Source organism: Arthrobacter sp. R4, assembly GCF_051365025.1.
GTDB lineage: Bacteria > Actinomycetota > Actinomycetes > Actinomycetales > Micrococcaceae > Arthrobacter.
In genome coordinates this window covers 1-21,250 of the sequence record NZ_JBLWIJ010000005.1, presented here as the reverse complement: position 1 = coordinate 21,250, position 21,250 = coordinate 1, and the positions used below count along the sequence as shown (strand labels likewise).

At 66.4% G+C, this 21,250-nt stretch carries 10 protein-coding genes; all 10 read right to left on the bottom strand.

Annotated elements, in window-relative coordinates:
• A partial coding sequence (locus ACLKOZ_RS03040) for an FtsK/SpoIIIE domain-containing protein (RefSeq protein ID WP_436472717.1) occupies positions 1-4,018 on the bottom strand: 4,018 nt, incomplete at its 3' end.
• On the bottom strand, positions 4,015-4,719 hold the full coding sequence (locus ACLKOZ_RS03035) for a hypothetical protein (RefSeq protein WP_337349153.1): 705 nt from the start codon (positions 4,717-4,719) through the stop codon (positions 4,015-4,017). The genes ACLKOZ_RS03035 and ACLKOZ_RS03040, both read right to left, overlap by 4 nt.
• Before the next feature lie 62 nt (positions 4,720-4,781).
• The gene (locus tag ACLKOZ_RS03030) at positions 4,782-6,659 is read right to left on the bottom strand and encodes a protein kinase domain-containing protein (protein ID WP_436472715.1); all 1,878 of its coding nucleotides are present in this window, start codon (positions 6,657-6,659) and stop codon (positions 4,782-4,784) included.
• Positions 6,656-8,458, bottom strand: a complete 1,803-nt coding sequence (locus tag ACLKOZ_RS03025; RefSeq protein ID WP_436472713.1) for an FHA domain-containing protein — start codon at positions 8,456-8,458, stop codon at positions 6,656-6,658. The genes ACLKOZ_RS03030 and ACLKOZ_RS03025 overlap by 4 nt, the downstream gene beginning before the upstream one ends.
• Complete coding sequence (locus tag ACLKOZ_RS03020; protein WP_337349987.1) at positions 8,445-9,365, bottom strand: PP2C family protein-serine/threonine phosphatase; 921 nt, start codon at positions 9,363-9,365, stop codon at positions 8,445-8,447. The genes ACLKOZ_RS03025 and ACLKOZ_RS03020 overlap by 14 nt, the downstream gene beginning before the upstream one ends.
• Complete coding sequence (locus tag ACLKOZ_RS03015; RefSeq protein WP_436472711.1) at positions 9,362-11,047, bottom strand: RDD family protein; 1,686 nt, start codon at positions 11,045-11,047, stop codon at positions 9,362-9,364. The genes ACLKOZ_RS03020 and ACLKOZ_RS03015 overlap by 4 nt, the downstream gene beginning before the upstream one ends.
• A complete protein-coding gene (locus ACLKOZ_RS03010) occupies positions 11,044-13,674 on the bottom strand; it encodes a transglutaminase-like domain-containing protein (RefSeq protein ID WP_436472709.1) in 2,631 nt (876 codons plus the stop codon). Before ACLKOZ_RS03010 ends, ACLKOZ_RS03015 begins: the two co-directional genes overlap by 4 nt.
• Positions 13,671-15,002 carry a DUF58 domain-containing protein gene (locus ACLKOZ_RS03005; protein WP_337349990.1) on the bottom strand — a complete coding sequence of 444 codons (1,332 nt, stop codon included), beginning with the start codon at positions 15,000-15,002 and terminating at the stop codon, positions 13,671-13,673. Before ACLKOZ_RS03005 ends, ACLKOZ_RS03010 begins: the two co-directional genes overlap by 4 nt.
• A 49-nt stretch (positions 15,003-15,051) precedes the next feature.
• The gene (locus tag ACLKOZ_RS03000; protein ID WP_337349143.1) at positions 15,052-16,023 is read right to left on the bottom strand and encodes an AAA family ATPase; all 972 of its coding nucleotides are present in this window, start codon (positions 16,021-16,023) and stop codon (positions 15,052-15,054) included.
• A 79-nt stretch (positions 16,024-16,102) separates the two neighbouring features.
• The coding region (locus tag ACLKOZ_RS02995) for an Ig-like domain-containing protein (protein WP_436472706.1) at positions 16,103-21,250 on the bottom strand (5,148 nt) is incomplete at its 5' end.

Below are 21,250 nucleotides of genomic sequence, written 5' to 3'. Positions count from 1 at the left end.
AGGCGACTGCAGAGCGGCGGGATCCGATGTACACCAGTTCCGTGTCCGGGTTGGAGCGCCGGAGGGCGTACGCCATCGTTACGAGGGCAACGGTCCGTCCTGAGCCGGGAGGGCCGGCCAGCAGCAGCGGACCCTTGGCCATGATTTCGGCGGGCTGCAGCGTTTCGTCGTCGACACCGATGACCGGAAGGTCCGGGCTGCCGGCCGGCAGCACGTCCAGGTCCACCTGGTCCGGGAGCCGCTGGATCCGGGGCGCCCTGTCCAGCCCCTGCCGCAGCATGGCCTCGCTGAGTTTGTGCACTTCCCTGGCCTGCAGGGCAAGGTTGGAGTCGCCTCCCAGCACTGCAAGCTGGACTTCGTGGCCGCCCAGCAAGCCCCGACCCGGAGGGGAGGTGCTGCTCAGGACGTCCTTGGGGACGTCCATGGACAGGTAGTCGTCTTCAGAGGACAGGCGCAGGACCAGCCGGCGCTGGATGGAGGCCAACAACGACGCCGGCACAGCGTTGGGACGGTCACCGGTAACTATCAGGTGGATGCCGAGGGGACGGCCGTCGGTGGCCAGCTGGAGGAAAATGTCCCACAACGCGGAGAGGCGGCTGTATTCGTACGTTTCGCGGAACGATGTCATGCCGTCCACGAGTACGAAAATCCGCTTCTCATCCGGCCGGTTGGCCAGTTTCCGATACTCCACAATGGTGGAGGCCCTGACTTCGGCAAACCGGGCGGAACGTTCGTCGGCGATGTCCCGGAGCAGGCGCAACAGGCGGCCGACTCGTTCCACGTCATCGCCGCCGATGACTTCGCCCACGTGCGGCAGCTCTTCGAGCATCTTGAGCCCCGAGGATCCGCAATCGATGCCGTATACGTGGACCGGCCCGCCGCGCGGCGTGACTGCTGCGGCGATGGCGATTCCGCGCAGCGCCGCGGACTTACCTGAGCCACCGGTGCCATAGATGGCCATGTTGCCGTCTTTGTCGGGTTCGTAGAACACCGTGGGCTGGTCCTGGCGGGCGGGGTCATCGGCGACGCCGAGCAGCAGCCGCTCGTCCGTCCTGGGATTCGGCAGCTTGGAGAAGTCGTACGTCTTCGCCAGTTCGTCCAGCCAGGGCTTGCGTGGCGGACGGATGGCCAGCGAGTCGGCCGCCCTGACAATGTTCGCCGTCATCCGGGCGATGTCGTTGGGGCCGGCGGGTTCTTCCTGGACCGGTTTTTCCGGGGCGGGAACATCCCAGGCGGGTCCGGATCCGAAGGCCATCTCCACGATGTCGATCTGGGGCCGCTGCGGTTTTTCGGTGGTCCAGCCGCCCGCGTAGCCGGTTTGGAATCCCTGGATCCGGCCGGGGCCGGTCTTGGCGGCGCCACGGCCGGGGATCGACGGGTCGAAGTAGGCGGCATCGGGCACACCGAGGATATCGGTGGCGTCGTCCTCGTCCGCCATGCGCAGGGCCACGCGGAGGTTGGTGTTGGCGCGCAGGCTGTCCTTGATCACGCCGGCAGGACGCTGTGTGGCCAGGATCAGGTGCAGGCCGAGCGACCGCCCGCGGGCGGCAACGTCCACCACGCCGTCAACGAACTCGGGAACTTCGGTGGCCAGCGCGGCGAACTCGTCCACGATGATGATCAGGTACGGCGGGGCTTCGGGGTCGGCTTCACGCTGGAGGGCCAGGAGGTCCTTGGCCTTCTTCCGGTTCAGGAGGTGTTCGCGGTAGTGCAGTTCGGCCCGGAGGGAGGTCAGAGCGCGGCGCACCAGGTGCTGGGAGAGGTCCGTGACCAGGCCCACGGTGTGCGGCAGGTGCAGGCAGTCGGCGAACGCCGCGCCGCCCTTGTAGTCCACAAAGAGGAAGCTCACCCTGTCCGGGCTGTAGGCCGCGGCCATGCCCATCACCCAGGACTGCAGGAACTCGGACTTTCCGGCACCGGTGGTGCCACCCACCAGGGCGTGCGGGCCCTCATTCTTGAGGTCAAGGTAGAGGGGTTCGACGCCCTTGGACCCAACGAGCGCGCGGAGCGTTCCGTTGTCCTTGCGGTTGGCGACTGCCGTGGCGTGGACGGAGTTGTTCTCGGTCCACCGTTCGGCCACAGCCTGGGGGCTGTCCAGGAAGTCCTTGCCAATGAGGGTGGCATAGGAGACGGCACGCGGCAGGTCGGAGTCATCGCTCATGGGCTTGCCCACGTCCACCACCGGGGAAAGCATCCGGGCCAGCTGGCCGGCAAGCTCGGCGTCCAGGCTTTCGCAGCTCACCGGGTAGCTGTGGCGGCCCAGCCGGACCTGGCCTGTGGTGGTGCCGTGGTCGCCGTCCACCACCATGAAGTCGCGGCAGGCGGCGGGAAGGGCCTGGATGTCGGTAGCCACCCACATGACGTGGACGCCTGAATCAGGGCCACGTTCCGCGAGGCGGGTCAGGCGGCCGCGGTCAACGGGGGCGTCGTCCTCCACGATGACCAGCACGGCCGGCAGCATCGGCCCCGGGATTTCGTCCTTGGCGGGGTCGATGTCCGGGCGCAGGTCCGGGCCTGACCGGCCGGCCGCGGCTTCCCGGGCGTCGAGCAGGTCTTCCAGGCGGGCCAGGAGGGAGGAGCCGCTGGCCGAGCCAGCGGCCAGGTGGTCGCCACTGAGCGGGCTGTGGCCCGAACCGACGTGGGGCAGCCATTGCAGCCAGTTCCACCGTTCCCTGGACTGCGCTGAGGTGATGGCAGTGACAACTGCTTCCGCGGGTGAGTGGAGGCCCACCAGCTGCAGGACCATGCCGCGGGCGACGTCGTCGACCAGGCCGCGGGCACCTGCCACGCCGAATGACCCCGCGGTCCGCAGCTGCGAAACGACGGGCACGCCTTCAATGTCCCTGAACTGCTTGATGCAGTCCTGGATCTCCCGCATGTATTCGACTTCCGTACCGTTCTCGGCCGGCTCCTCGAACGTAATGCGCGACGGCGCCGTGCCCAGTCCGAACCGCAGGCCGAGGAAGCCCTTGTGCTCGGGCCGGTGGGTCCAGAGCAGCGGGCCCAGCTTGTAGATCGAGTCCACGGTGTCGCTGACAGAGGGCGCTTCCTGCAGGCGGACGGCGCGTTCCACATGCTGCAGCTCGGTGATGTCCTGCCGGAATGCGGCCATGGAGGCCCGGAAATGCTTGAGCTGTTCCTTTTGCTGCCGCCTGGTCTGCATTTTTTGGTCCACGTAGTGGCCCACGATGAACAGCGGCATCATGGCCATAAAAATGACGGAGAGCATGTTCCCGGTGACGGCGAACAGGACCCCGCCCATGATGAGTGGCGCCACCAGCATGATGTAAGGGAAGGGCTGGTGGTCGGGCCGCTTGGGCCCGGCGGGCAGGACTCGTTTCGGCGCGTCGAAGCGCGGGACCACCCGCGGGGACCGGTTGAAATCGACAAGGGGCGACGTCGGTGCTGCCGCATGGTTGCGGCCCAGCGGCACCACCGTCACGGTGGTATCGCCCAGGGTTACCGTGTCGGAGGAATTAAGCGTTGCCCGGGTGACGGGCAGGCCGTCCATCAGGAGGCCGTTGGCCGAGTTGGTGTCAACGATCTCGATGCTCTCGCCCACGGTGATGCGGGCATGGCGCTTGGAAGTGAGCGGGTCCGAAAGGCGGATGTCCACGTCCCTGTCGCGGCCGATGTAGCTGGTACCGGAGGGAAGCGAAAACTCCTGGCCGACGTCGGGACCTGAAAGGATCCGCAAGGTGGCGGCTGCCGGGCCCCGGTTGGCACCGGGGACATCGAACTGTTCACTGACCTGCGTCAGGGACACCACGGAACCAGGCCGCAGGCCGGATTCGAGGAGGTTGTCCGTGCGGGTCAGGATGTTGCCGCGCATCCCGCCGGCCACAAAGGCCTCATCGATCCGGAGCGAGAGGTTCTCCGGTGCCGGAGTCCCTTTCCGGTCGGGGTCGGCAGCCCAGAGCTGGGTGGCGATGTCCGCCACGGTCGCCAGGCCGTCCACGGTGACCGCGAGGTCCTTTGTCTCCGCCGGATCCCGGCGCAGTGTCAGGCGGATTCTCATCCTTCGTCCACGCCCCTCATTTTTTCCAGCAGATAGAGGTCTTCGGGTGTGACCAGGTGGGATGTCACGGCATGTTCCACAAGCCTGGCACGCCGGTTGGTGGCGAGTTTTCCGCCGCCGCCGCGCAGCCCCACAACGCCAACCCGATCCAGCTTGTCGCAGACGTTGTCCAGCTTCCGGTTGAACCGGGTCAGCGCCCAGCCAAGCGTTTTGGCCGCGGCCGCCGACGACGGAATGGCGCTGAAGCCTGTCCCCTCGCGGCGGAGCATCGGCTCGGCGAGGGCAACGATGAGGGCCTTCTGGGAGTCGGTGAAGACCACCGGGCCGATCGTAGTGTCTCCGTTGCTGTCGTCGTCCCGCGCTTCCTGCCGGAACGAAGGCGTCTTGAGGTGGACGGCGAATTCGTAGGTAGTGGGGCCGGCCGTGAAGATGATGTTGGTGTGGCTGAAGACCAAGGGTATGCGCGCGCCAGGGGAAAGCCACGCCTGCATTCCGCCGGAGCCGTCTGCAACGGTGGCTGAGAGCATGCTGCCCACGTTGCTGAGCCACCAGATCCCGTCATAGCGGGCCACCTGCAGGAACTGCCGGTGCAGGTACGGGTTGTCATCAACCTCAAGGTCGCCTTCGCGGCCGATGTTGAAAACATCCTCGTCCGAGGGTTCGTACCATTCGCCACAGAAATCTATTGCCAGATCCCCCATTTTCCGTGCCTCCTCAAGGGCAATGCCAGAATCGCCAAGTTTTTCGGTCTGCCGTGCCGTGCTCATTCGCGGACACAGGCTATGGAGTCGTCCTCAAGCGGTGAGAACGCCCCGTCGCTGCGGACTATCATCACCTGGAGGCAGGTCGGTTCGTTGGGATTGGCCGCAACCTGCGCACTGAATCCATCGGTGGACTGGTATTCGGAGCCGCTCTCACCCAGCGTGTACACGCGCCATTTGTACGTGTCACCGGGCTTGGGCTGCGGATTCTCCCAGGTGAAAGTCACCTTGCCGCTGCTATCCCGGAATCCGGACAGGCCGGCGACGTCCGGCACTGACCCATTGTCCAGGGCGTCGGGCGGCGGCGTGCTGGCCTGCTCGGTGTCTTCAACCTTGGGAGGGGGCGCCGTTGTAGCCAGGACAATCCCCACAACCACCGCAAGGACCAGTACCGCGGCACCCGTCAAGGCGAGCCACAGATTCCTTTTTCCGTGGTCCGGGCGAGACTCCGTGACGGGCTCCTCGCTGCGGACCGCCCGGGTGACGGTGGCGTCAAGCTCAGGTTCGCGGCGGCCGGACGAACCCGTGCCCGGCTGCTGATCGTTACCTTCCGGTCCTCGCGGGAGCAATGCCGGACGCTGGACGGTGGCGTCAGCGGCCCCCACGGCTGTCCCGTAGTCGGTTGCGCCGCCGCGCAGCATGGTGGCGTGTGCCCACTCGGCGGCAGGCTGGCTGCCGGTCTGTGGGCCTGTCCCAGGGCCGGCAAAGAGATTGCCGGGGACCTGCGGCTGAACAGGTGCGCCGTGCCCGTCCGTCGGTTGCGATGGAGCAGGCTGCAGCGCTGACGGCTGGGTCGCGGGCGAGGCCCGGGTTGGTGACGGTGCGGGCGTGGACGGACCGCCGACAGGCGGAAACGACGGCGGCGGGACGTTGCCTGGGCCCTGCGGTCGGGTTCGTGCCGGGAAAGTGGGGGCGCTGCCTGTCCGTTCCGGGTCGATGGCCGCGATGCTCCGTACACGGGTTTCTTCGTATCCGTCGTCCGGATGGCTTTCTTCGGGGTGCGGCTCTTCCAGCACTTCGAACGGCGTGACTGACAGGTTCAGTTCGGCCTGGATCCGTTGCAGGGCAAGCGCAAACGCGTGGGCGGAGGAATAGCGGGACGCGGGGGATTTGGCCATGGCCGTGGACAGTGCGAGCTCCAGTGATTCCGGAACGTCCGCCCGGCCAAGGCGTGGCAGCGACATGGTGGAGATGCGTGAAATGAGCTCCCGCTGTGAGTTGTCCGCCCCGGGCATCACGAACGGCGACCTGCCGGCGAGCAATGTATACAGCGTGGCGCCGAGGGCCCAAACGTCAACCATTACGCCGTCGGTTCCGCCGTCTGTGAACTGCTCCGGCGGGGACCACGGGATGGACATTCCGGCGTCGTCGTCGGCGTCGGACCCGCCCAGGGTTCCGGATATTCCGAAGTCCGTGAGTGCTGGACGGTTGTAGTCGGTCACCAGGATGTTGGCGGGTTTGATGTCCCGGTGGGCAATACCGGCACGGTGCGCGGTTTCGACGGCGGAGGCCACCTGGATGCCCACGGCAAGGACCTCATCGACGCTGAAGCGCTGCCTCCGGTACCGCACGTCCAGGCTGGGCCGGGAGCAGTACTCCATGGCCAGGTAGGAGTGTCCGGCGTCGGTGACCTCGGCCTCGTAGATGGTCACGATGTAGGGGTGCGAGGACAGTTGGGCCATGAGGTTGGCCTCGGACTCAAACCGTCGGCGCGCACCTTCGGTCTTCAGGTCCGAAAGCAGGACCTTGACCGCCACCCTGCGGCGGGGCCGGTCCTGTTCGTAAAGGTAAACGTCTGAGAAGCCGCCTGACCCCAACAGGCTGATGTAGGAAAACCCCGGAATGTGGGGTGGCGGCGCTACGGGCCGTTTGGAACTCAAAGAATCTCCTCAAAGCGAAGCGAAATGCCGTCGCCCAGTTCTGCGATGTCGCCATCAAGCAGGATGGCCATTTCGTTCTGGGCCAGGCGCCTTGGCTGCTGGCCTTCCCGGACGAGGACGGTGCCGTTCGTTGCTTTCAGGTCGCACAGCATCACATGCCAGCCCTCGAGGCGGACCTGGACATGCGAGCGGGAGATGTCGCCGCTGGGGCTGGCAACCTGCACCAGGCGCGGCATCACGCCGCCCTGGACGCGCGAGACCGACGGCTGGCGGCCGATCACCAGAGACTGGTCAAGGTCCACAAGCTCGCCGCTGGAGACCCGCATGCGGCCAAGCCGGGGCCGGGAAACCTGGACAGCATCCGACGGCAGGGGCTGCCCGCAGACCGCACACTGGGCGTGCGTCGGCGGATTCGCATGGCCCTGCCCGCAGACCCGCGCAAGGACCATGGGGCCGGCGGATCCCGCGGCCTCCGTACCGGCGACGGCGGGCGCGGGATGCACGGCCATCCCGGCGAGATCGCTCTTCATGATCGTCTGGCCGTCGTGGTCACCATCGTCGCGGACTGCCTCACCACGGGCTGCCTCACCGCGGGCTCCGTCACCACGGGCACCCCGGTCATCACGGCTACCTCGGTCATCACGGCTACCTCGGTCATCACTGCCCGGACCGGGCTGTGAGGACATTCCCCCGCCGGTGTTCCAAGGAACTGAATCGATCAGTCCGCCGGACGGTGCCGGTGCTGGTGCTGGTGCTGGTGCTGGTGCTGGTGCCTCAGTCGACAGCATGTTCCCCGCGGCGGATGTCTGCTGTGCAGGGTGCTCGGACAGCAGGCCGTCGGGATCGTCACGGACAGCAGCGTCTTCTATGCTGCGGACCACAGTGCGCTCCCAGAGGTGGTCGTACGTGCTGGTCTGTTCGGAGGCCGGGGACGGGTCCGGCGCCGGCCCTTCCTCCACCAAGGAAGCCGCATCCCCGGTTTGGAGGACAACATCCTCCGCCGGCCCGGAGTCCGGATGTTCGGCCGGAAGGTCTTCGAAGTCTTCATCCATGACACCGATGACGGTTTCGGCCGATGCGCCGTGCTCCGGGGCATCAGCGGCAAACGTGGCATCCGGCACGGACTGGGCCACAGCCCCGGCCGGGGCCGCGGGTTTCTCAACCACTGCTTCCTCAGGGTCCAGTGCCACCATTGCGCCAGGCTCTGTGGCCGCCACCGCCGGCACAGTTGCCGGCACAGCGCCTGCAGGCACCACAGCGATAGGAACGGGTGCGGCCGCAACTGGTCCGGCCGCAACTGGTACCGCGGATACAAGCGGTGTTGGGACAGCAGCTTCAGCGCTGCCGTCCAAGTCAACGGTCAACGCCTGCAGGAGGACCACGCCCTCCTGAAGGGGCAGCGCAGGACCCGTGGTTTCACTGCCCGGAACGTCAACACCAGGAACGCTGATGCTGTACCACTCGGGGGCCGCGAGGTGCCGTTCGGCCCACGTCGTCACGTCACGCCCATGAAGCTCCACCGGTCCGGTGGGCAGCTGCACTGTCAGGTCGATGTCTCCGCGCAGGAAAACCCGCAGGGAGTTGTTGAAATCCACGATTCCGAACGGCGGTATCTGGGCCAGCGACACGCCGAAGCTGCTGGTGACGGCGTGGAGCAGCTCATGGACCTCAGGTCCGCTTTCCAGCAGGTCCCACAGGGAGTGGACCAGCTGAGTGGGCGTATCGGGTCCCAGAAGGATGGCCGTGCGGGACCGGACAATGCCATGCCATGTGCCTGGCACATAGTTATTCCCGGTCATCGCCTGGCTCCTCGCTTTCGTCCTCGCCTGACGTTTCCGGCCGTGCGGCGTCCACAACCTGGGACCGCGGCAGGGTGATCTCGTCCTCCGCGTCCGAACCGGGCCGAGGCGCCGTAGTGGCGATGCCGCCGTCGTTCATGACGTTCCTGGCGTCCACCACGATGACAGTGACGTTGTCCCTGCCTCCGTTCCGGAGAGCGGCCTGGATCAGCGCATCCACCGCGTCCTGCGGATGGCCCACGGTACTGAGGATCCGGAACATGTGCTCGTCCGTGAGTTCGGCATTCAGCCCGTCCGAGCAGACCAGGATCCGGTCGCCCTCTTCCACCGGGAGCAGCCAGTAGTCGGCTTCGGTCTCGTCCCCGGTACCGAGGGCCCGGGTCACAACATGGCGGCGAGGGTGGACAGTTGCCTCCTCCGGCGTGATTTCGCCGGCATCGACAAGTTCCTGGACCTCGGAGTGGTCCACGCTGACCTGGGCAAACTGGCCCTGGCTCAGCCGGTAGGTCCGGGAATCGCCGATGTTCATGACCAGCCAATAAGGCATGCCCATCTGCTCCACCACCACAACCCCGGTCAGCGTTGTGCCGGCCCGGGCCCCGGTGGCCTCGCGGATGGAGTCGTCGGCCTTCATCAGGTACTGCTGGATAACTGCGGCGGTGACGCTCCGCTCTCCCGTGGCCAGTTGCGGCATGGCCGCCAGGGCGCGGACGCACATGCCGCTGGCGATCTCGCCGGCTTCGTGGCCGCCCATTCCGTCAGCCACGGCAAAAACCGGGTCCGAAGCAATGAAGGAGTCTTCATTGAGCTCGCGCCGCAGCCCACGGTCTGTGCCGTAGCCGTAGCTCAGGCTCAGCCCGGAGTCGTGGTCTGCGGCGGCGGGAACACTGGCGGCTTGGGAATTCATGCCTGTCCTAGGTGGAAGGAGCGGTCACCAAAGTGGACAGTGGATCCCGGGCTGACAAAGGCGGGCACGCCCGGCCTGAGTGGGGTGCGCAGGCCGTCCGGAGTGGTGACGGCGCTCCCGTTCGTGGAGTTCCGATCCGTCACCCACACGCCCGCGCCATCCGAAAGGACGTGAAGATGCGTTTTCGAAATTGATCGGCCGGGGTCGTCCACGGCCAGCAACTGGGCCTGCTGCTCGCCCGCCTGCCCCACGGGGTTGCGGCCTACCAGGACGTTCCGGTCAAGCTGGAAGTCCCGGCCGTCGTCGAGCCTGATCCGCAGGACGGCCACGGGCGCCGCCTCACGGAATCCCCCGCGCATCTGCGTGCGGTCGTGGTCGTCGTCGGGGTGGGCTGCTGCGGGAGCCTGGCCTGGGGCACTGTGTTCCCTCGGAGCCGGATGGGCGGGGGGAACCGGCGCGGCGGGTTGGCCCGGCGTGCCGGCTGTGCCATGAGTGCCAGGCGGCACGGGTGCGGGTGCGGGTGCGGGCGGCGTGAAAGGCTGCGGAGCGAACGCCTGGGGAGCGGCATAAGGCAGCTGCGCGGCTGGCTGGGCTGCCGGCCCCTGAGGGGTGGCCGCGGCGGGCGGAACGGCCTGGGCCATTGGTGCAGGCTCCGGGTGTACGGCGGCGCGTGGTGCCTGGCTGGCAGGTTGCCCTGCCGGCGGCTGCCACTGGTTGGGGTTCAGGGGCGCCTGGGCGTTGATGACCTGCGGGGCTTTGGCTGCTCCGGCCACGGGCGACGCGACCTGCTGCACGGGCGGCAGGTCCAGCGGCGCGAAACTATAGGGTCCTTGGATCCCGCCCGTGGCAATGGGGTTCCGTCCGGCCTTGACGTCAAAGACAAGGGTTTTCGCGGCGGAGTCGTGCCAACCCCGGAGCTTGCCGTTCTTGTCCCAGGAGTTCGAGACCACCACGAGTACCGCCCACGCGGCACCGGCCAGGACCAGCGGCGCCAGGATGAAGAGTGCCGCGTCGAACCACTTGAAAATGACCAGCGCAGCCGCCGCAACGACGGCCAACAGGATGCCCGCTCCAGTGACAAGCCCGCGGAGGAAAACTGCTCCCCCGCCCGGCGCATAGCCGTCGTTGTCGGCGCTGCGGATGCCCATGAGCCGGTTGCCGATCGTGATTCCTGACCGGCCTTCCAGGCCCAGCAGGACGAAGATATAGACGAGCGTCAGCCCGAGGCCAATGCCGCCGAACAGGACCAGCGATCCCGTGTCATAAATGATGAATCCACCGCTTTGCGTGCGCGTCACCCCGGCGAAGCCAATGGCAAATGTCACTACCAGGACCACCAGCGGAGCGAGCCAGTCCAGCACGGCAGCCCCGAGACGCTTTCCCGACGCAGCCGGAACAAGCCCAAGATTAACTGCCATGCCCGTTCCTCCCCCTTGACCGTGGACGGCCTGTGCCATTCCGGGACCGCTGTCAGCCGGGACCCGTTGTACTACCGGGATAGTACCGGGAATCGCGGCGGCATGCTCAGCCGCACGTTCCATCAACGCCTGCTGGGCGTGGTCCACGTAGCGGGCATTCCGGGCAGCCCTGTTGGGCAAAGGGGCTCCGCAGGCGGTACAGAACGTGGCACCGGCGCGGATCAGCTGCTGGCAGCGCTGGCAGCGCTCGGAGTCTTGCGTCATGGTTCGGTGTGGTTCTTCCTGCCAGGGTTCCTCAGAACAGTGGACTCATCAGGTTCGGAGGGGCCTGCGGGGGTTGCCGCCGGACCGCTCTCCACCCTACCTTCGGCCGACTGCGGCACAGCGGAGCCAGCCTGCGGTGCGGCGCCGGGCTGCTTTACGTCGCCGGGCTGTTTTGCGGCGTCGCCTGGCCCCCGCAGCGACGCCAGCCCCCGGCCGGTGCTGCGCAGCTTGAGGGCTGCCCGCCCGTCCGCCAGCAGGGACCTGGGTGAGAACCTGGCCCGCTGCCGGCGCCAGAAGCCCACGGTCGCGGTCATTTCCTTGAGGGAGCCGTCCACGATGGTCCAGTATTCCTTGACCTCTTCCTCGCTCGGCTGCCCGGCGCCAAAGATTGACGCGTCCGCACGGCGGGCCAGCATCGTTGTGGTGGTCCCGGTCAAGGGGAAAGCTTCCGCCACTACCGCAGCGCTTTCCCGCCGCGTGGCGCGGGTGTCGATTCCCGCCCCCATGTCCGTGGCGAGGCTCAGCACCTCGTTCCAGCCCCCGCCGACGCGCTGCGCCGGGTGGCCTTCGGTGAACCGGGACTTCCGTCGTCGTGACTTGAGCAGGGCGATGAGCAGCAGTGGCAGCGCCAGGATCGACAAGGGAATCAGGGCAACCCCGAGGGCGCCAAGGAGCGCGCCCCAGAACAGCCAGGGGTTGTTCTTCTTCTGGTCCGCATCCAGCGCATCCGGGGAGGAGTCCGGCGGCAGGTCTGCGGGTTCCTGCGGGGGCGGCGGCGGCTGAAGCACCTGCGGCTTGGGTTTGGACTTGTTTTCCGGGTCCGGCGGGATGGGGATGTTGTCCTTGGGCGGTGTCGGGTCAAAGCTGACCCAACCCACGCGGTCGAAGGCCACCTCCACCCAGGCGTGGACGTCCTTGCCGGTGATCTTCACTTCGCCGGCGCCGTTCTCCGGACTGGTCGGATCGGGGTAGAAGCCCATGACCACTCGTGAGGGGATCCCCAGGTGGCGGAGCATCAGCGACATCGCCACGGCATACTGTTCGTCGTCGCCGAGCATTTGCTTGGCCGTCAGGAGGTTCCTGATCCGGGACGAGCTGTGCCCGGAGACGCTGGGCAGCTGCCCTTCGGTGACCAGCCCGTTGCTGAAAGCGCCGGTCTTCTGGAAGTGGGCCTCGATCTGGCGGACGCGGTCGATGGCGGTGGGCGCGTCGGCCGAGAGGTCGTTGGCCTGCGAGCCGACCACCGGCGGCACCTCCAAAGCGTCAGGCAGGGTGACTTTGGCGAAGTCGTACTGGGTCAGCTGGCCATGCTCCAGCTTGACCGGATCGGACACCTGGACACTGTAGGAGTCACCCTTCGAGAGGCCCTTGGTGGTCACTGCGGTGTCCGTGCCCGAATTGAAGTACAGGCCCGAAGCGGCCCCTGACGCACTTTGGTCAAAGCTCAGCCCCGTGGTCTTTCGGCCCCCCGGGACGAAAAAGCCTTGGTAGTCCTCGATGGTGATGTCAATGGCGTAGTCATTGGTAGGCACAACACTGGAAGTATCGGCCAGGGTGTTGATGGATTTGGTATCCCCCACTTTGCTGAAATTGCCGGAACCGTTGGGGTCCATGTTGTAGTTGGTGCCGTTGAACGCGTCCAGCGCCCCCAGCCGCACCCGTCCGTCCCGCGGCAGGCCCTTGACCACAAACAGCGTGTCGTCCTTCTTGTCCTTGACGAAGGTCCGGAAGCTTGCCAGTGGCGTGATGTAGTCCTTGGGGTCAAATGGCGGGACCACCACGTTGCGCAGCACTTTCCTGTCGTCGCTCGCCGTGACCAACGGGGCCGCGACGGCGGTGATGGCCATGCTTGCGGCGATGACGGCAGCGGCGGTGCCGAGCCTGCGGATCCTGGCGCGCTGGGCAGTGCCGGCGTCGCTTTGGGGGCGGTTGACGGACACTTTCCGGGTGTCGCTTCGGCGCAGTGCATCACGGCGGAAGGTGGCCCAAGCGATCGCAATGACCGTCAGGCCAATGCCCCGCTCCACCGTCAGGAATGCAGCGTTGGTGCTGAATGCAATGCCCGTGACAAAGAGGGCAAGCACAGGCAGCAGCGGCCAATAAGGAGCCTTGGCCCGCCAAGTGAGGATTCCTGCCACCAGCGCGGTGAGCAGGGAGCTGAGGAACGGAACAATGAGGACTCCCCCGGCGGTCCCCACCGGCACACCGACGGTCAGCATGTCCTTCCAGGCGAACACTACCCCCAGGAGCAGCGTTCGGAGGGAATCCAGGCTGGGGACGAAGCCCGCGATGGCTGCGTCCGGCACGGCCAGCACGGTTCCCAGTACCAGGTAGGCGCCCAGCGCCAGGGCGGAGGTGATCAGCAGGCCAAGCCGCAGGTGGGCGTTGGCGGCGGCGAGGGCGAGACCGAGGATGATGCCGCCGAACCCGGAGATGAGATAGTAGGCGTCCCCGCCGAAACTGAGGCTGAATCCCAGCACGCCGAGCCCGAGCAGGATGGTGAGCGCACCGGCGTCGACCATAAAATGCCACGCAGGCTGGCCATCCGCGAATGCTGACTCATGCTCTTGCTGCAGGCGCTTTTTCTGCCGGGATGCCCGGGGGCGGAGGTCGGATGCGGAGCTCATGCGGCCGCCTTTCTCAGGACGATGGCGAGGTCGGCGAGGTCGCCCAGGGTCAGCACCGTCAGGTCGGCGATGTTGGCCCGCGACGGCGCCGCTCCGGTCTGGAGCCGCACGGCGAGGCTGCGGACGCCGGGAGCGACGGAGGCGGCGGCGGAGCGAAGCTGGGTGGGCGTGACGTTGCTGCCCACCACAAAGAACACCACAGAGGCGTTGGGAACCGTGTCGGCCAGGGACCGGGCAAGGTCGACGGCGGTGCGGCGCATGGGTGCCCCGACGATCCTGGTCATGTCGTCCAGCATGTTGCGCCCGGTTTCGCAGCGCAGTGGACCCTTCTGGGTCAGGACGTCCAGCTCCCGCTGCTCCCTGATGGCCTGGCGGCCGATCGAGGCGGCGGCAGAGATGGCCATCTCGAATTCCTGTTCCGAGGCATACTCGTCCGTGTTGATGGACAGAGAAATGGCCAGGTGGGCGCGCCGGGTTTCTTCGAACTGGCGCACCATCAGCTTGTTGGTCCGCGCGGTGGTCTTCCAATGGATGTGCCGGCGGTCATCCCCCGGCACGTAGTCCCGCAGTGCGTGGAAGGACACGTCTGCGCTGGAAAGGTCCGTGGTGGGCATGCCTTCAAGGTCGCGGATGAAGCCCGCGGCCGAACCAGCGAGGGCAACGGTCCGGGGATGGACGTAAAGGTCCTCCGGTTCGGTCCACAGCACCTGGCGGCGCAGCAGGTGCAGTGGGTCGGCACGGACGGAGCGGACCGGACCCACCACGATGACGGCGCGGCGGGCGGTGGGAATGGTGAAGAGGTCCTCGTGGACCTGCTGGGGCTTCATTCGCGGAAGATGGAAGACGGCGGTAGCGGCACCGACAGGCAGTTCGAGGGCGGCCGGCAGGAGCGGACGGGCGGAGGTGTTGGAGACCGCGATGCTCCCCACGGCGCTGTCGCCAACGGCGACGCGGGTACGGGCGAGGTCCAGGACCACGCCGTAGGATGACCGGCCCAGGATAAAGCCGACCGCGATCGCAAAGAGTACAAACGCAGCGATGGCCGCCGCTTTGGCTTCCTGCCAGCCAAACGACTGGCCGGTGGCCCATAGCAGGATGGCGGCGGCGAGCACGGACCAGCCCAGGATGCTCACGACGGACAGCACCGGCCACACGTACCGGAGCCAAAGGCCCCGGACTTTCTGCCAGGCCGGTGCAAGGGCCAGGCCGGCCGTGCTGGTGGCCTCGGCCCAAAAAGCCGGGGGGTGCAGCCGAGTGGGCTTGCCGTTCCGGTGGAAAAGTTGCCGGAGACGGTCAGCAAGCCGGATCAACGGAGTGCTGCTGGACATAGTGGTGCCTTCGTTTGCGCTGGGTGGTGGTCGGGAGGTCCTGGAACCGTCAGGCGGTGGCGCGCTGCTGCGGGGCTGCAACGTCGGACAGGACCCGGGCCAGGACTGCCTCGGGCGTGGCGCCGGAGAATTCAGCCTCGGGATCCATCACGAACCGGTGCGTCCACACCACGGCAGCGAGTTCCTTGACGTCGTCCGGGAGGACGAAGTTACGCCCTTGGCCCGCAGCCCAGACCTTTGCGGCGCGGACCATGGCGATGGCTCCACGGACGGAGACCCCCAGCCGGGTCTCGGGCGCGTTGCGGGTCTCTTCGCAGAGCCGGGAAATGTACTCGAGCACGGCGGTGTCCACATGGACGGTGGCCGCGAGGTCGGCCATGTCCGCCACGGCCTGGGTGGTGATCACGGCGGTGATCTCCTTGGAGCGGTCCTTCAGGTTGGCGCCGCCGAGCAGCTTGACGGTCGAGGCGTGGTCCGGGTAGCCGATGGAGGTCTTGATCAGGAAGCGGTCCAGCTGCGCCTCGGGCAGCCGGTAGGTGCCGGCCTGCTCGATGGGGTTCTGCGTGGCCATGACCATGAACGGCCGGCCGGCCTCGTAGGTGACACCGTCCACGGTGACCCTGGATTCTTCCATGACTTCCAGCAGCGCCGATTGGGTCTTTGGCGAGGCACGGTTGATCTCGTCGGCCAGGACGATGTTGTTGAAAATCGGTCCCTTGTGGAACTCGAACTTCTGCGTCTTCTGGTCGTAGATGGTCACACCGGTCACGTCGGACGGCAGCAGGTCAGGGGTGAACTGGATGCGGTTGTTGGATCCCTGCACTGTGGCTGCCAAGGCGCGCGCCAGCGAGGTCTTGCCGGTGCCCGGCGCGTCCTCGAAGAGCACGTGGCCCTCGGCGAGCATCGCCGTGAAGGTCAGCCGGATGACATGTTCCTTGCCCAGCACCGCCTGTCCGACATTGGCAACGAGCTTTTCGAAGGTGCCTGCAAACCATTCGGCCTGCTCGGTGGTCATTGTCATGGAATTTTTCCTTTGTCTTGGTCAAGGTTTGGCCGGACCCGAGGAGTCCGGACCCAACAGTTGCTTTGGTGGTAACTGACTAGCGGTTTGGCATCCCGTTCGGCGGGTTGCAGCCAAGGTTCGACGTGTCGCAACGGAGCCAGTTGCCGGCCGCCATGCCGCTGGTGAGGTGGTACCAGATGCCCGTGGGGTTGTTGGACGTCTTGTACCAGACCTGGTAGCGGTCGGATTGCGCGGCGGCACCGGCGTCGAGCCATTTGCCTTCACCCACGCACGAGGACGGGTTGCCAGCGCGGAAGCTGTCCGTCCCCTTGCGTGGTTCGGTGCAACTGCGAACGGGACTCGCGGTGATACTCCACGACGAGGGTGGCGGGGGCGTGGGGTCCGTTCCGGAACGCGAATTCGCCTGGCCTGCCGGACCCACCGCCGCAGTAACCGCACGGACCTTCAGTGTCCGGACCTGGTCCCAGCCGCCGGCTGAGCGGTCGAAGCGGTTTGCCAAACCAACGTTGATCCACGCTCCCCCTTCATAGCTGACCTCAAAGTGATCAAGCGGGCGGCCATTAGTTGTTGGGTTGTTCCAGGTCCAGTGAACGTCGCCATCTCCCTGGGCCGACGTCCGTCCGTCCACGTTGGGGGCATTCGGCGGACCGTAGGGGTTGCCGGAGCCGATGTTCTTGGCATCGCTGGAAACGTTGTTCTTGGTGGAGGTGGCGATGATGGTGACCGTGATGTCCCGGCCGTTCGTCATCCCGTTGATGGTTCCACCACCTGCGGGGATGGTTCCCGACCTGCCGTCCGCGTTGTACGTGTACTGGATTTCACCTTCGGTGGAGCCGTTCCGCTGGGCCTGGGTCAGCGGGGTGAACGTCACCTTGAGCTGGCCGCTGGTACCCGTGTCAGCCACTGTGCCGCCGCTGACCGGGTCAGGCTTGCCGGCCGCCCGGATCTGGGCGGACGGGCTGCTGGTCCCGCTGGTGCCGGCCTTGTTGGTGGCCGAGACGGTAAAGGTGTAGTTGGCCTCGGAGTTGTCCACCGTGACGTTCTGCGTAGTTCCTCCCGTCACTGCTTGGGAGGCCACCACTGCCCCGCCCCGAAGGGTAGTGAGGGTATACGAGGATACGGCGTCACCGTTGTTGTTCGGCGCAGTCCAACTGACCTTCAGCTGGCTCTGTGGCCCCACGGAGCCGGCCTGCGAAGCGGTCGGAGCTGCAGGGGTGGCCGGCGGGCCGGCAGGCACTGCGGCGGCTGAGTACGGACTCCACTCGGACGGATCCTTCGCATCATTGCGGGCCAGCACCCGGACCTTGTACGAGACGCCGTTCTGCAGTCCCTTCCAGACGTAGCTGACCGCGGTCAGGTTCTGGATCTGGGCGTTCTGGCCAGGTGGGGCGGGCGAGATCTCCAGGTCATAGGACTTGACCGGGGAGCCCTTGCTGGCCGGTGCCACCCAGTTCACGGAGAGCTGCTTGTCGCCGAAGTTCAGGGTGGGCGCCAGCGGGGTGTCGGGCTTGACGTCGGGACGGACCTCGGCGGACGCCGGGGAGCGGTCCGACTCACCGAATTCGTTAGTGGCCGTCACCTCGAAGTGGTACTTCGTGTTGTTGACCAGCCCGTTCAGGGTGCACGTGTTGGCGGGGCAATCCTGCCTGAAGCCGGACTCACCGTACACCGTGTACTTGGTGATGGGTGACCCGCGGTCTGCCGGGGCGGACCAGTTCAGCAGGGCCGTCTGGTCCCCGACGCTCTGGGCCTGCGGTGTGGTGGGTGCAAGCGGCTTGTCCTTCACGGTCAGGCGGATGCGGGCCGTTGCCCGCCGAGAAGATTCCTCAGTTTTGTCGGCAACTGTGTAGGACACCACCATGGACCCGGAGAATCCCGGAGCCGGTGTCACCACCACTGCATCGCCGGATACTTCTACGTTGCCACTCCCGGTTTCGGCACCGGCAGCGACGATCTTCAGAGCCGTTTCGGGGAACGGGTTGGAGTCGTTGGCCAGGGCTTTTACAGTGACGGGCTTCCCGGCCGCCGCATTGGGCTCCAAGTCATCGTTAGCCACCGGTTTGGGCCTGTTGGAAGCCGTCACTGCCAGTTGGTAGGTCGCAGTTGCCTCAAGGCCGCGGGAGTCCTTGGCCTTGACCTGGACGGCGCCCGTGGTGCCGGTCGTTGTTGAACCATCAACGGACGTTTTGAGCGTCTTTCCGTCTATCCTGGCGTTGAAGCTGGCGGGGCTCCCCCCGACAAGTTCGTATTTCATGTTGTCCACGTCGTCCCGGTCCGGATCCGACGTCAGCCGGCTCAGATCCAGCTCCGCAGTCTCGCCCTTGGGGACCTCGACAGTGGCGCCCAGCAGGGTGGGCGGGTTGTTCCGGTTCGGATCGGGCAGGACCTTGGTGCGGATGCTGAGGGTGGATTTCAGGCCCTCGGGATCGTCCGGTCCAGTGCCGTCAGTCACCTCGAAGCTGAGCGATCCCGGCCCGACGTAATCGGTACCCGCGGTGTATTTGAGCGACGTGGCGCTGCCGGCCGTGGGATCGCCGCCATCTGCACCGATGAGCTTGATCCGGTCGGTCTGGGTCAGGCGCGGGGAGCGGCCTTCCCGGACTTTGACCCACTCGTTCAGGTTCACAGTGGCGGACTGGCCGGCGATGACCTCAATCACCTCGTCCTTGGCGAGCGTCGGCACCTGCTGTCCGATTCCCGGCACCCAGATGATGGCGGTGGACTTCTGGCCGTCCACGTCCTCCACGGTGTAGGGAATCAGCTGCGGCTGTTCAGTCAGGTCAACACGCATGTTGCCATCGACGCCTGGACGGGCTGTGGTGGCCTCCGTGCTGATTTTGAGGTTTTCGCCCACGCCGTCGGGGTCTTCGTCGTTTTTCAGGACCGGAACGTCCACGGCCGTCTTGCCCATGGTCTGGGCGGAGGTGACCCTGTCGTCGCGGGCGATGGGTGCCTGCAGGGGTACTTCGTTGTCCACCACCACGCGGATGGTGGCCTGCGCTTTGGCGTCGCGGTCATCGGCAATGGTGTACCGCACATTGACCGTCCCCTCGGCCCCGGGAGCCAGCAGGATGATGCGGCCGCTGGATTTGCTGACTGTGGCCTGGAGGGCGTCGTCAGCTTCGATGCCGTCGGTAAGGATGCGGATGAGGTCGCCGTCGGGATCGGTGTCGTTGCCCGTGGCGTCGACGGCGATCTGGCGTCCGGGACGGACCTTGATCTCGTCGTCCACGGGCGTGGGGTTCTGGTTGGTCTCGCCGCGCGGGGCGATCCCAACTGTCACAGTCCCTGTATTGACGGCGCCTTGGCGGTCCACCACCTTGTAGCGGAAGGTATCGGTTCCCGCGCCGTCTCCGGCGGCGATGAAGTCGATGAAGTTGCTGCCCACGGTGGCGGTTCCCATGGCGGGCGTGCTGTCGATGCCGGTCAGCTGCACGGAGTCGCCGTCAGGGTCAATGCCGTCCAGCGGGACCGGGATGCGCACCGTACCCGCGGCGACCACACGTGCGGTCAGGTTCCGGGGTTGCGGGCGGGAGTTCTCCGACCCCTCCAACGGAAGGATATGGATGGTCACTGCGGCCGCGCTTTTCTGTCCCTGCGGATCCACCGCGTTGTAGATGGCCCGGACCGTCTTGGGCTGGGACCCGGCGATGAACCGGAGCGTGTTCTCTGAGACGAAGCCCTTACCGTCCAGCTCATCCACGTTCTGCGGCAGCACAGGGTCAACGGTCAGCTTTTCACCCTGCGGGTGGGTGTCGTTGTCCAGGACCGGAATGGTCACGACGTCGTTGACGCGGACGTTCACTTCGTCCGGCTTCGGCTGCGGTGCTTCGACGACGGCGGGGGCGGGCACCGGGACCACTGAGACGCTGCCTGTGGCAGACTTGCGGCCGTTGGACATCGTGTATTCGAACAGGAACGGTTCCTTGGTGCCCAGGACGTCGGTGATCCGAAGGACGCTGTGGTCGATCACGCTCACGGACGCGGTGATGTTGTCTGGCAGCTGAACGGACTGCAGGACCAGGACTCCGCCGGAGGGGTCGGAGTCGTTGGCCAGCGGGTCAAGGAGGACGCTGCCGCCGGTGGGCATCAGGGCAACGTCATGCACGGCAACGGGGTCGCCGGTATCCTTCCCGGATTCCACGTCAACGCGGATCAGGCCCTGGCTGCTCTGCGGCCCGTTGCTCGCGATATACGTCAGGTAGACCGGGCCCGGGGTGGTGCTCTTGAAAGTGAAGGTCCCGCCGTCGGTCACGGGACCGAGTTCCGCCGGCCCGTTGGCTTCCACCTGGGCCAGCCGCAGGGCACCTCCGTTGGGGTCGACGTCGTTCTTCAGGGGCGCGATCACCAGGTCCTGACCGACCACCGCCGTCACGTGGTCGGCATTGACTACAGGTGCCAGGGCGCCGGGCGGCTGGACGTTGACCACGACTTTTCCGGTGACCGTTGCGCGGCCGTCCCAGATGGTTACGGTGACGTTCTTCTTGCCTGCGGTGGCGCCGGAATCCTGGAACGTCAGCAGGCCGTCGCGGCGGACTTTGACCTGGTCCTGGTCGTTGTCGGCTTTGGCGTCCATCAGGACCAGGTCGTCGCCGTCGGGGTCCATCCAGTCCGTGAGGATGTTCTGGCTGACGGTCTTGCCCTGTTCCACCAGCATGGTGGTGGCGTCGCCGCCGCGCTTGAACAGGGGTGGCCGGTTTTCTTCCGGGCCCACTACGCTCAGCGTCACCTGGCCGCCCGCGGACAGGCCACGGCCGTCAGCGGCGTTGTAGTCGAACGTTTCGGTGCCCGGCTTTGCGTCCGCCGGTACCGAGATTTGGAAGGCTGTGCCGCCGTAGATGCTTTCGAGGCTTCCTGCCTTGGGTCCGGCGTTGCCGACGGCGGCGGTCAGGACGTCGCCGTCGGGATCGGAATCGTTGTCCAGGACGCTGAGGACGGTGGTGCGTCCGGGGCGGACGCCCACAGTGTCCGGTTTCGTTTCCGGGGGTCGGTTGGGTTTGGTGCGGTCGGGGAGGACATTGATGGTGTTGTTGTCGGCCGATTCCTGGTCCTGCTCGTCCGATTCGTTCTTCGGCGGCACCACGTCGTCCCAGTTGTTGACGAGTTGCATGTTCTGGTTCACCAGCCATACATTCCCGGAGTTCACATCGTTCAGGACCACCAGGCCCCGGTTCACCCGGAAAACATACGACGGCGACGCACTCGCCTTGGGCACATCCACATT